Here is a 12,224-nt window from a genome sequence, read left to right on the forward strand (position 1 = left end):
TGTGTCCCCAGTCCCACGAGGCGCTCGGGCACGCGGGGCGCGGGGGCGATGAGGTCCGCCAGCGTCAGCCGCCCCAGGGCCTCCTGGATGGCGTTGTTGATGAAGCGCCAGTGGCCCCGCACCTGGCAGACGGACTCCAGCTCGCAGGGCGCGCCGCCGGAGGTGTGGACGCCACACTCCGTGAGGGCGACCGGCCCTTCGAGCGCGGAGACGAGCTCCGCCAGTGACAGCTCATGGGCCGGGCGCGCCAGCCCATAGCCGCCGTTGGCGCCACGGTGCGACACCACGAGCGCCGCCTGGAGCAGGCCCTTGAGCACCTTGCTGGCCGAGGGAAGTGGCACGCGCGTGCGCGCCGCCAGCTCACGGGTGGTGCGCGTGTCACCCTCCGCGCGAGCCAGCTCGGTCATCAGCACGATGCCGTAGTCGGTCATCTTGCTCATCCGGAGCATGGGTGCGGGTGTCTCCTCTCTGGGTTCCAGGCGCCGAAGAACCTCGGGCCACGTTGACCTCTTATGTAATCAGGACCGTTTTAGTCCACATTGCAATTTGAATCCCTCCCTGAAGCGCCGCTGGTTGGAGGGCGGTGGGGAGAGGGATAGGGTGACGCCACCGTCCCCGGAGGAACCTTGCCGATGCGCCGTCCCCTGATGCTGCTCGCGACCCTGGCCCTGGCCGTGGTGGCCTGCGAGAAGAAGAACGCGCCCGCCCCCGCCGCGCCCTCGCCGGAGGGACAGGCGACCGGGGCACCGGCCGCTCCGGTGGACTCGGACACGATTCTGCTGGGCGAGGTCGGCAGCCTCACGGGCAGCGAGGCGACCTTCGGGGTGTCCGCGCGCAACGGCATCGAGCTGGCGCTGAAGGAGGCCAACGAGGCGGGCGGCGTGAAGGGCAAGAAGCTCCAGGTGCGCGTGTACGACAGCCAGGGCCGACCGGAGGAAGGCGCCCAGGCGGTGACGCGGCTCATCACCCAGGACAAGGTCGTGGCGATTCTGGGCGAGGCGGCCTCGTCGGTGTCCATGGCCATGGCGGAGAAGGCGCAGGCGGGCCAGGTGCCCATGGTGACGCCCACGTCCACCGCGCCGGAGGTGACGCAGAAGGGCGACTACATCTTCCGCGTCTGCTTCATCGACCCCTTCCAGGGGCTCGTCATGGCGAAGTTCGCGCGGGAGAACCTGAAGCTGTCTCGCGTGGCGGTGCTGCGCGACAACAAGAGCGCGTTCTCCATGGGCCTGGCGGACGTGTTCACCGACAAGTTCAAGGCGTTCGGCGGCGAGGTGCCGGGCGATGAGAGCTACTCCAAGGGCGACACGGACTTCCGCGCGCAGCTGACGTCCCTCAAGCGGCTGAAGCCGGACGCCGTCTTCGTGCCTGGCTACTACACGGACGTGGGCATCATCGCGCGGCAGGCGCGTGAAATCGGGCTCAAGGTGCCGCTGCTCGGCGGCGACGGCTGGGACTCCGACAAGCTGTACGAGCTGGGCGGCTCCGCGCTGGAGGGCAGCTACTTCTCCAACCACTACTCGCCGGGCAACCCGGATCCGGTGCTCCAGAAGTTCCTGGCCCGCTACAAGGCCACCTACGGCAGCGTGCCGGACAGCGTGGCCGCGCTGGCGTACGACGCGGCGCGGGTGACGATTGACGCCATGAAGCGCGCGCCGGACCTGAGCGGCCCTTCGCTGCGCGACGCGATTGCGGCGACGAAGGACTTCCCGGGCGTGGCGGGCAAAATCACCCTGGACGCCAACCGCGACGCGGTGAAGGAGGCCGTGGTCCTCAAGGTCTCCGGCGGCAAGGCGGAGTTCGTCACCACGGTGACGCCGTAGCCTTGGGCTCCCAGGCCCCCGCGCCTCAGATGGGGGCCTGGATGACGTAGTAGATGGAGTTGAAGTAGCGGTGGAGCGCGTTCAAGAGCGCCACCAGGAACGGCCACCCCATCGTGCTGAAGCCCAGCAGGGCCGCGGTGACGATGGCGTACTCCACCATGGACTGGCCGCGGGCGGCCCGTGACTGACGCGGGGACTTCTTCATGGGGCAACGCTCCGGCGTAGCAGCGTGAGCTGGACCTCGACTCCCGGGCCCGGCGAGAGGCCGCGCAGCACCGCGCGGCCACTCACGGACTCCTTGAGCACCTCGAACCCGACGCCATTCGACTCCACGGGAGCGGGCGCCCCGACCTGCCAGCCGCGCTCGCGGAAGAGGTCGCCGTAGCGCCGCGCCGCCTCGGCCGGCGAGTCCGCCTGGAGCTGGCCCGTCACCACGTGGTGCGAGGCGCCCTCCATGTTGAAGTTCACGGTCCGGGTCTCCGCGAGTTCAGCGGGCACGGGAAGCCAGCCGGGCACGGCCGCCGCGCGCTGCAACATGGGCCCCACCTGACCGGAGGACACGAACACCAGCGTCTCACCCCCTTGGGCCAGCGTGGACACCAGCCGCACCTCTTCCGTGGCGGGGCTCCAGTAGCCCACGTAGCCACCCTTCTCTCCGTGGCGTTGGTGCAGCACCGGAAGCCCCTTGGCGAGCAGGGCCTGCGTGTAGTGCTCCAGGACCTTCGCGGGCGCGTCCTGGGTGGAGAACCACGCCACCGCCATGGGCGCCTCGGGCCCCAGGTAGTCAGCGGCCAGCGCTTCCGGGCGGGTGGCGTTGGGGTACGGCGGGAAGTGAACCAGTGCCCGCTGGAGGATGGCCTCCTCCGCGGGCGTGCGCACCCAGCTACGGGAGGCTCTCTCCACGTCGGTGCCCAGCTCCGGCGGGCTCCACTCCTGGCTGCTGTCGCTGCCCCGGTAGACGGCGTGCTCCCAAGAGAAGCCGATGAGGCCGCCCACCACCGCCACGGAGAAGAGCAGCGCGGGAATCCGGACAACGGAGCGCGTGGCGGCAACAGGCGTCAGCACGACTCCGACCTCTCGCAACCCAGGTACCAGTTGCCGCGCGCCTCATAGGAGCGCTGGTTGTTGTCGCCCTCCCAGTCCTGCCACTCACTGCTGAAGTAGCCCTGGCGGCTCCCGCCCTGCTGCTCTATCTCCTCTTCGACGCCACCTCCGCCTTCGTGGGGCTTGATGGCGAGGCTGGGATTGCGAGGATCGTCTCCCGGTGTCTTGTAGCCCCGGGGCCGCAACCGCAGGCCCTGGTGCAGGAGACTGGAGCCGATGGCCTGGCTCACCAGCCCCTCCACCGCCGAGGACATCTGCGAGAAGGCCGGGTTGTCATCGTTCTGATAGAGCTGGATGACACGCTCGTGCATGCCTCTCCCCCCGGGTGTCCCCGGCCGCACGTCGGCGTGCTCCGTGAGCGCCCAGGTATCGGTGAGGATGGCAATCTGCTCCCAGGGGAGCAGGTAGACGTTGTCGCCCCGGCCGTGAGAGCCGGGGTCTCCGTTGCCCGTCGCGTTGTTATGGACGCCGTTGGCCCGGTCCTGCGTCTCCTTCGCCAACTTCACGCGGGAGAACTCCGGAAGGAACGTCTCCGGCAACAGGTAGTTCTGCACGCCCAGGCGCGCGGAGCAGCGGATGAGGCCACCTCGGCCGAAGGTGTCCATGAAGGACTGGTGGAGCGACACGCCATACGCGCCCACGGCCTGTGCATCCAGCGTGCAGTACACCTGCTGCCCGCCGGGGTTGAGCCAGCAGGCATGGGCGACGACGTCGGTGTGGTGGTCCTCGGAATCAGGAGAGTCACTACACTCCGGCCCCTTTCCCGGACCGTAGCTGTCGATGCCCGACTCGTGGTCGCAGTACATGTACCGCGAATAGGCCTGCGCCATCTCGAAGCCGGAGAAAGCCTCCGTCGTGGTCCCGCCGTCCTCCGTCGCCACCGACTCAGGTTCCTTCTCGTAGTCGAGGACGGTGTAGTCCCACGCGGTGGTGAGCGACGTCTCCTGCGAGTCCAGCATGTGGCGCAGCAGGTCGAAGAGGAACAGTGAGTAGAGGAACACGGGGATGATGACGAGCATGCACACCGCCATCTCCACGGAGGCGGCGCCTCGACGGGACGCGCGCGTCACAGGGACACCCCCGGGACCTGCGCCAACCGCGACGCGTCGGTGTTCCCCGCTGCGTTCAGCACCTCCGCGGCCTCATCGGAGCTGATGGGGTGCAGCTTCGCGCGCCAGTAGGGGCTGAAGAGGTTGGGGGCCTCGCGCCAGCCATTCGCGCCAAAGCGATGGTAATAGACAAGCGCCTTGGAGATGGCCACGCCCTCCTGCGCCGCGAGCGTGAGCGAGGCCGAGCCCTGGGCACCATGGTCCAGCCGCACCTGCGCCGACGAATTCAGCTCCCAGGGCGCCCGCTTCGGGTCGCCCACCCGAAGCTGCCGCGTGAGGTAGCTGTAGACGCGAGGTTGGCCCCAGTCACGCGCCGAGGACGGGTTGGCGCGGAACTTCATGAAGCAGTTGCCTGAACGGGCGCAGCCCGACAGCGCGTTCGCGTTGACGCCCTCGAAGTTGTGCGAGCCCGAATGCGCGCCATCCGGCTCGTGGCCGCCGCCATTGGCGTCGCTCCAGACGCCCGCCTCATAGCTGCTGGCCCAGGTGAAGCCGTGCCGCCAGGTGTGAAGGATGCGGCCCTCTTCCTGCGCGGCGCTCGTCGTCCCGGAGTTGCCCCCCTGCTTTCCACCGCTGTTGACCTCGGACTTGTCCTGGACCGTCTTGGAGGTCCCCTCGTGTTCGAGCACCAGGTAGGAGCCCTGGTCCGGGATGTCCCGGAGCTCGTCGAAGAAGTCCGGGTGCAGGTAGGAGGGCTTCATGAGGCCCAGCCGGTCCCCCTTGTAGGCGCGGTTGGCGCTCCAGTCCGAGCGGGTGGCATTGGCGATTTCGGTCATCACCCGCGCCAACGCTTCCGGAGAGGCATTCTCCACGCTGTTCCGGCAGTCCATTCCATCCACCGCGCAGTTGAACTCGTTCGCGTTGAGTCCCCCCACGGCTTGCGAGAGGTCACTGGCCCCGGGGACGCTGTACTGGGTCAACAGCGACAGGCCGTGGCTGCGTCCATCCCGCACCGCCTGGAGCGTCTGGGAATGGGCCTCGCGCTGGGAGGCGTGGAGGTTGTCGACCAGCAGGTCCACCCCTCGCACCGCGGCGTTGAAGCTGGACTCGAGCGAGCGGACCTTCTGGTCGTAGTCCTGCCCCGCCTGGTCGAACTCGCCGGCGATCTTCTTCGCCTCGGCCGCGTGGGCACAGTGGATCGCGCAGGTGTAGCAGGAGAAGCACTTGGCGAGCTCCATGAGCGCGATGGCGTTGAAGTTCTTCGCCGAGGCCCGCATCATCTCGCCCGTCACGCTCGACGCCGCCATGTAGGCATGGATGCTGTTCATCGCGACGTAGGAAGCAGCGATGCCCCGGTTGCTGACTGCATAGTAATTGAGCGACCGCGCCTCCAGGACGGCCATGGAGTAGGCCAGCGCGTCGCTGTGCTGCTGCAAGCCCATCTTCTGGCGCAGCGCGTGCGCGAGGTTGAAGCTCAGTGTCACCATCAACGCCAGCACCAGGAAGGACAGCGCCCCCAGGACGATGGCCTGCCCCCGCTGCGCGCGTCTCCGGGCCTTGGGACTCAATAGGCGAAGGGGAAGACGCATTCGTTGCTCCCTGGCAGGGCTGCCCGGTTGAGGAAGAAGTTGGACTGCATCCGCATGGTGTAGGTGGCGCGGATGGGAGAGATGTAGATGCGCTGGGCGGCCGCCGCCTCCAGCAGCGAGTCGGTGCGCTCGGGCGTACCGTCTCCCTCGGGCGTCTCGCCCTGCATGCGCAGCACGGACGTCATCTTCCGGCCGCGGGTGGACTGGTAGATGACCCAGTCCGCGAAGGGGATGATCATCCGGTAGTTGAACGTCACCTGGACGCGCAGCTTGGTGCGGTGGCTCTCCTTCCACCCGGTGGGCGCGGTGTTCCGGGGGTCATCGAAGTCCAGCTCCGGCCCACTCCCGCCCACGTCGCCCCGCGTGGGCCCGCAGATGGTGACCTCCGCGTGCTTGAGCGACGTGCCGGGAATCTGGTTGCCTTGCAGGTCCTGCCACTTCTGCTGGAACTCCGCGGCGCTGCCCACCGGGGGGATGTGCGCGCGGTTTCGCACGCCGCTCGGCACGCTCAGCAGCGGCAACAGCACCGCGAGCGCGGCCTTCTCCATCACGTCCACCTTGGCGCTGTTCAGCGACCCAGCCCGCACGGCCTTGTAGGCGGCGTACTTGGTCAGCAGCCGCGCCTGGTGCATCAACCCCAGCTGGAGGATGCCCAGGATGAGGAAGACGAACAGCGGAAGGACAATGGCAGCCTCCACGGCCGCCTGGCCCGACTGATTCCTCTCACGAAGGCTGCCCATGGACTCAAAGACTACCCAGCGGTCCCCGCAAAAAGGAAAACCCAGCCCCTCCCGGTCCGAAAATAATGGCATCCACTGTCGGACATCAGACAGACGCCACCCACAGGGGCTGGAAATGACCCCAAACCCAACATCAGACAAACCCTGTCAGGCAGGCAGCCAGACAGGGGCTGCCTAACGCCGCCGGACAATCTCCTGGATGAGCTCGACGTAGCGGCGGTTCTTCGGGTTCAGCTTGAACGCCCTGCGGAACGCGTCCTCGGCCTGCCCCCACTGGCCTTCGCCCTGCGCCACTTCACCCAGGAAGGCCCAGCCCTCCTCCAGTGTGGGCTCCTGGCGCAGCACCTCCTGCAGCTCCTGCTGCGCCAGCCGCCCGTGCGCCTCCGGCTTCATCAGGTAGCGCGCGTAGGCCCGGTAGGCCTGGTACAGCGGCTTCGGGTCGATGTCGCAGGCGTACTCGAAGTACTCGAAGGCCCCGGCATGATTGCGCGCGGCCAGCCGGCGCTTCGCCTCGTCGAACTGCGTGGTCGCGTCCAGCAGGTCCGTGCGGATGCGGAACTGCTCGGCCGTGGTGGGCCGCGTGCCCCGGTCCTTCTCCCGGTGCGCCGCGCGCCGCTTGCGCCACAGCAGGTTCTGCTCCGCGTCCGACAGCGCGCCAAACGCCTTCGCGTGGGCCGCCAGCAGCACCTCCGCCTTCTCGCGCAGCTCCGGCGTGTGGAAGCGCAGGGGCGCGTACCGGTCCGCCAGGGCCAGGAAGGCCTTGCGCAGCGGCACCGGCTGCACGTCCTCGGGCACATCCAGCAGCGCGAAGGGGTCCTTGCTCCGGTGCGACATGAAGGCGCTCACCAGGGCATTGCGGGCCGCCTCGTCCTCGTCGGAGAACGGCGTCCCCTGCGGAGCCTGCGCCGCTGCCGGAGGCGCCACCGGTTCGGGCGCGGCGGCGGGCGCCGTCCCTTTGCCCGCGCTCAGCCGGGCCGCCTTCGCGTCCACGTCCTCCGCGAAGCCCGCGACCTCCAGCAGGCACAGCGCGTACAGGCGCCGGAGCACCATCTCCGTGTCGAAGCCGGTGCGCTCCATCAGCTCGCCGAAGGTGGGCCGCAGCCGGAGCGCCTGGAACAGCCGCGCGTCCTTCGACGACAGCTTCAGCCCCGCCTCCGTGCCCGGCATCTGCCCGAAGCGGCGCTCGTCCGTGAAGGTGAAGTGCGTGGCCACCGCGTCGAACGGCATCACGTTGGCCACGCCCGTGAGGATGAGCTGGCCCGTGTTCGTCCGCACGCTGGCGTCTGGAGGCTCCACGTCGGCGATGAGCCGGTACTTCGCGTCCACCCAGCGGAAGCAGTCCAGCAGCTTGTGCGCCAGGTTCGCCTGCAATTGCTTGTACAAGTCGAAGGGGCTGATGAGGCCCTTCTGCACCAGCAGGCCGCTGAGCGGCACCTCCGCGGAGATGCTCTCCGCCAGCGCCTTCTGGTAGTCCGTCTCCGACAGCTTGCCCTTCTCCACCAGGTACTTGCCCAGCGTCTCGTGGAGGAGGTTGGACTGGCACGCCACCGGCGCGCCGTCCTCGAAGACGATGCGCTTCTCCCGCTGGCGCACCTTCAACTCCAACGTGCAGGTGCGCTCCTCCGCCATCAGCGCGTGGAGCAGCAGGGGGAACGGCGTATCGGCCAGCACTCCCTCCCGCTGGCGGAGGATCTGCGACGGCGTGGGGAACATGGACGAGAGCCTAGCGCTACTCGCCCAGGTACTCCTCCATCCCCGACGCGCTGGGTGGCTCGCCATGGGCGCCGGCGTCGTAGCGGCCACCGTAGCCGCGCTCCGGGGTCATTCCGAACCGGGGCAACACGGACGCCAGCCCCCCCAGCACCAGGGCCACGGCCGCCGCGTACATCAACGGCCGGCTGGGCCGCGCGCGCCAGGCCCACTTGCGCTCCCGGCGCCGCTGGAACCGGGGCGCCACCACATATTCCCCCCAGGCCAGGTCACGCATCCGCTTCGCGTCGTCACCACGGCCCGCACGGCTCAGGGCCTTGGCCAGCAGGTAGCGGCCTTCCACCGTGCCGTGCCGCACCTGGCAGTAGCGCTCCAGCGCCTCCACCGCGCCCGCCACGTCGCCGCGCTTCAGCCGGAAGCGTCCGCGCTCCAGGTCGATGGCGCCCAGCTTGTGGTCCGCGTCCAGCTTCGCCGCCTCGTCCAGCAGCAGCTCGCCGCGCTGGGAATCACCGGCCCCCAGGTAGGCCACGCCCAGCAGGTACAGCGTGTCCACGTCCTCGTCGCCTGCCTCCAGGTTGGGCTTGAGGATGTCCACCGCCTCGGCGTAGCGGCGCTGCTCCACGCGGATGTCCGCCAGCTCGTGCCGCGCGCGCCGCTCATGCGGGTTGGTGAGGATGGTGCCCGCCAGCTGCCCCGCGCGCTGGAAGCGCTTGAGCAGGCGCACCGGGCTGGGCAGCACCTGCCAGGTGAAGCGGTCCGCCACGAAGATGATGACCAGAATCAGGCCCAGCGACAGCAGCGGGCTGCCCGTCAGCAGGGTGAGGAACAGCCACAGTATCCACTTGCTCATATGCCTCTCGAAATCCGTTCCGGTGGGCGCCGTCCTAAATCAGCCGCGCGCACACGGCGCTGTGGACGTCCGCGCCCTTCTCCGTCAATGCCAGACGCCCGTCCCGCAGCGTCGCGAAGCCATGCGCCACCAGCCGCGCGACCTCCGCCCGCCGAGGCTCCACCGGCTGCCCATATCGCTCGCAGACGGCCTCCCAGTCCACGCCCGACACCAGCCTCAGGCCCATGGCCAGGCGCTCCGCGAAGAGCTCCTCCGGGCCCAGCGACTCGCGGCCTTCCTCTGGCAGCCGCCCCGCCTCCGCCTCCACGAGGTAGCGCTCCGCGCTGCGCAGGTTCACGTACCGGTGCGGCTGGGGCGACAGCAACATGCCCGTGGCTCCCACGCCCAGCGCCAGGTACTCCCCGCCCGTCCAGTACAGCGCGTTGTGGCGCGAGCTGCACCCCGGCCGCGCGTGGTTGGACACCTCGTAGCGATGCAGGCCCGCCGCCCCGTACACCTCGCGCACGACCCGCGCCATGTCGACCACGGTGTCGTCGGGCGGCAACTCCAGCTCGCCGCGCTTGAGCCGCTTCGACAGGGGCGTGTCCTCCGCCAGCACGTCGCGCTCCACCGTCAGCGCGTAGGTGGACAGGTGCTCGGGAGCCAGCGCCACCGCCCGGCGCGCATCCGCCTCCACCTGCGCCACCGTCTGCCCGTGCACGCCATAGATGAAGTCCAGGGCCACCACCGGGAAGCCCGCGCGCCGGGCCGCGGCCACGGCCCCGTCCACCATGGCCGCGTCATGCGCGCGCCCCAGCGCCTTGAGCGTCTCCGGCTGGAAGGACTGCACGCCCAAGGACAGCCGGTTCACCCCCGCCGCGCGGTAGCCCGCGAAGCGCTCCGCGTCCGCGCGCTCCGGGTTGCCCTCCAGCGACACCTCCACGCCGGGCGCCACCCGCAGCCGCGCGGCGAGGCCGTCCAGCACCTGGGCCACGTAGCGCGGGTGCCACAGGGACGGCGTCCCACCGCCCAGGAAGATGGAGTCGAGCACCTTCCCCGCGAGCGAGGGCTCGGCGGCCAGCCGGGTGTCCAGCTCCGCCAGCACCGCGCGGGCGTAGCGCTCCTCCGGCACCTGCCGCGCCACCGCCACCGCGAAGTCGCAGTACGGGCACTTCGCGAGGCAATACGGGAAGTGCAGGTACAGCCCGAAGCGGGCCGCCGGCATTCCCGTGAGGGCATCCACTGGCGCGTCGAAAGGCATGAAGGGGAACCTCTACCTCTTGCCCTTCAATTGCGCCTCCAGCCGGGCAATCTTCGCCTTGTAGCCCGCCGCGCTCTCGAGCGCTGTCTCGGCCGCCACCAGCTTGCGCTTGAGGTTGGCCGCGTCCGCCTTGAGCTGCTCGCGCTCCGCCTCCCAGTCCGCTGGCGCCCCCTGGGAAGGCGTCCCCGGCCCCTCCGCCAGCTTCGCCTCGAGCGCCTGCCGCGCCTCCTGCTCCGCTTGCAGCGAGGCCTCCGCGTCGGCCCGCTTCCGCGCCTCGGCCTTCAGCGACGCCTCGGTGCGCGCCAGCTTCTCGGCCTCGGCCGTCAGCGACGCCTCCGCGCGAGCCAGCTTCGCCTCGGCCGCCGCGCGCGCCGCGTCCGACTTGCCGCTGGCCGTCGCGGCCTGGGCCTTCGCGCCTTCCAGGGCCCCCTCCATCATCTTCAGCCGGCCCTGGAGGCGCTCCACCTTGTCCGCCTCGGCGCGCGCGGCCTCCAGCTCCTCGGTGAGCGAGGCCACCTGCGCCTCGGCGCCGCCCTGCCCCGCCGACAGCGACTCCACCTGGGCCTCGGCCTGGGCCGCCTTCACCTCCGCGTCGGTGCGCTCGGCCTCCGCCGCCTCGCGCCGCGCCCGCTCCAGGGCCAGCGCCTCGTGGGCCTTCGCCACCTCCGCCTGCAGCCGCGCCAGCTCCGCCTCGCGCTGCGCGGACGCCGCCTCCAGCATGGACACCCGGGCGGACAGGCCGACGCGCTCGGCGTCCTTGGTGGCCGCCTTCAGCTCCACCGCGGCGAGCTGCTCCTTCCACGACGCATGGTCCGCGTGGGCGGCCTCCACCGCCGCAGTCAGCTCCGTCACCTTCGTCTCGGCCTGCTGCACCGCCTCGCCCAGCGCCGCCGCGTCCGCGTCCATGCGGTCGCGCAGCGACACCTGCTCCACCTCGGCGGCCTCCAGCGCCTCCTTCAGCGCCGCGGCCTCGCCCTCCGCCAGTTGGGCCCGCTCACTGGCCTGCGCCAGGCCCTCTTCCAGGGCCTGGGAGCGCTCCTCGGCCTTGGCCGCCTCCGCCGCCAGCTTCGCCTTGAGCTGGGTCAGCTCCGCGGTGCGCGCCTCCAGCGCCTGGCGCAGCGCGGGCAGCTCCGCCGCCTCGGTGGTGCGCGCGGTGAGCGCCGCGCGCAGGCCCACGATTTCGGCGTCCTTCAACGCCAGCGAGCGCTCCAGCTCCGCCACCTGCTCCTGCAGGGTGCGCAGCCCGTCCTCCACCACCGCCAGTTGCTTGCGCGCCTCGTCGCGCTCGGCCTCCAGCGTGCCCGAGCGGCCCTGGGCCTCCTCCAGCGAGCTCTTCGACCAGTCGCTCTCGCTCTCCAGCGCGCTCAGCCCGGACTGGGCCTCCGCCAGCGCGGCCTCCAACTGCGCGGCGCGCAGGCCCAGCGAGTCCTTCTCCGCCGACGCCGCCTCCAGGTCGGTGGTCAGCCGCTCCACGTCGGCGATGGCCTGCTGGTACTGCTCCTGGACGGCCTCCAGGGCGCCCTGGGCCTCGGACTTCTCCGCGGCCAGCTCCGCCACGCGGTCCTGGGCCAGCGACAGCGCTTCCTTCGCGCCAATCAGCTCCTCGGCCACCGCGCCGCGGGCCTCGCGCTCCTCCTGGAGCTCCGACGTCAGGCGCGGCACATCGGATTCGACCTCCGCCAGCGCGCGCGACAGGTCCTTGCGGTCCGCCTCCACCGCGGTGAGCTCTTCCTGGAGGCTGGCGAGCCGCGACTGGGACTCCGCCGCCGCCCGGGCCAGCTCGTCCTGGAAGGCGGAGACGCTGGCCTTCGACTCCGCCAGCTCCTTGCGCGCCAGCGTCAGCGACTGCTTCACCCCGTGGAGCTCGCCGTCGCGCTCCGCGTACAGCGTGCGGGCTCGCGCCAGCGTCTCTGTCTTCTGGCGGACCACGGCCCGGAAGTACTCCAGCTTGTCCTCGGGCGAGCCGCCCATGGGCATCCGGATTTCCGGCGGCTCCCCGAATGGATCATTCCCCGGGGTCCGCGCGGCGCGGACGGCGGGGGCAGGAGCGGCGGCGGCCTGGGACCCGGGCGCCTTGGGGAGCGCGGGCGCCTTCGGGGACGCGGGCACTCCCGTGCCC

The 12,224-nt window shown here is 70.5% G+C and carries 11 protein-coding genes; 1 reads left to right on the plus strand and 10 read right to left on the minus strand.

Annotated elements, in window-relative coordinates; genetic code table 11:
- A partial coding sequence (locus G4D87_RS22710; protein ID WP_163784305.1) for an SUF system Fe-S cluster assembly regulator occupies positions 1-449 on the minus strand: 449 nt, incomplete at its 3' end.
- A gap of 183 nt (positions 450-632) precedes the next feature.
- Between G4D87_RS22710 and G4D87_RS22715 the strand changes: the two genes are divergently transcribed.
- Entirely contained in the window at positions 633-1,823 is a 1,191-nt protein-coding gene (locus G4D87_RS22715; RefSeq protein WP_163784306.1) for an ABC transporter substrate-binding protein, read from the plus strand.
- A gap of 25 nt (positions 1,824-1,848) precedes the next feature.
- Here G4D87_RS22715 and G4D87_RS22720 read toward each other — a convergent pair whose 3' ends face one another.
- From G4D87_RS22720 to G4D87_RS40025, 9 genes are all read right to left on the minus strand, one after another.
- Positions 1,849-2,028, minus strand: a complete 180-nt coding sequence (locus G4D87_RS22720; RefSeq protein ID WP_163784307.1) for a hypothetical protein — start codon at positions 2,026-2,028, stop codon at positions 1,849-1,851.
- Complete coding sequence (locus tag G4D87_RS22725) at positions 2,025-2,888, minus strand: hypothetical protein (protein WP_240358507.1); 864 nt, start codon at positions 2,886-2,888, stop codon at positions 2,025-2,027. Before G4D87_RS22725 ends, G4D87_RS22720 begins: the two co-directional genes overlap by 4 nt.
- Positions 2,882-3,997, minus strand: a complete 1,116-nt coding sequence (locus G4D87_RS22730) for a hypothetical protein (RefSeq protein WP_163784308.1) — start codon at positions 3,995-3,997, stop codon at positions 2,882-2,884. The genes G4D87_RS22725 and G4D87_RS22730 overlap by 7 nt, the downstream gene beginning before the upstream one ends.
- A complete protein-coding gene (locus G4D87_RS22735; protein ID WP_163784309.1) occupies positions 3,994-5,565 on the minus strand; it encodes a TadE/TadG family type IV pilus assembly protein in 1,572 nt (523 codons plus the stop codon). Before G4D87_RS22735 ends, G4D87_RS22730 begins: the two co-directional genes overlap by 4 nt.
- Positions 5,541-6,305 (minus strand): TadE/TadG family type IV pilus assembly protein, encoded by a 765-nt coding sequence (locus G4D87_RS22740; RefSeq protein WP_163784310.1) that lies wholly within the window; start codon positions 6,303-6,305, stop codon positions 5,541-5,543. The genes G4D87_RS22735 and G4D87_RS22740 overlap by 25 nt, the downstream gene beginning before the upstream one ends.
- Positions 6,306-6,479: 174 nt before the next feature.
- Entirely contained in the window at positions 6,480-8,018 is a 1,539-nt protein-coding gene (locus tag G4D87_RS22745; protein WP_163784311.1) for a DUF4388 domain-containing protein, read from the minus strand.
- 16 nt (positions 8,019-8,034) lie between these two features.
- Positions 8,035-8,865, minus strand: a complete 831-nt coding sequence (locus G4D87_RS22750; protein WP_163784312.1) for a hypothetical protein — start codon at positions 8,863-8,865, stop codon at positions 8,035-8,037.
- A 34-nt stretch (positions 8,866-8,899) separates the two neighbouring features.
- Complete coding sequence (gene hemW, locus G4D87_RS22755) at positions 8,900-10,105, minus strand: radical SAM family heme chaperone HemW (protein WP_163784313.1); 1,206 nt, start codon at positions 10,103-10,105, stop codon at positions 8,900-8,902.
- A 12-nt stretch (positions 10,106-10,117) separates the two neighbouring features.
- Positions 10,118-12,224: coiled-coil domain-containing protein (locus G4D87_RS40025; protein ID WP_163784314.1), on the minus strand; the 2,107-nt coding region annotated here is incomplete at its 5' end.

Source organism: Myxococcus vastator, from assembly GCF_010894475.1.
GTDB classification, from domain to species: Bacteria; Myxococcota; Myxococcia; order Myxococcales; family Myxococcaceae; genus Myxococcus; species Myxococcus vastator.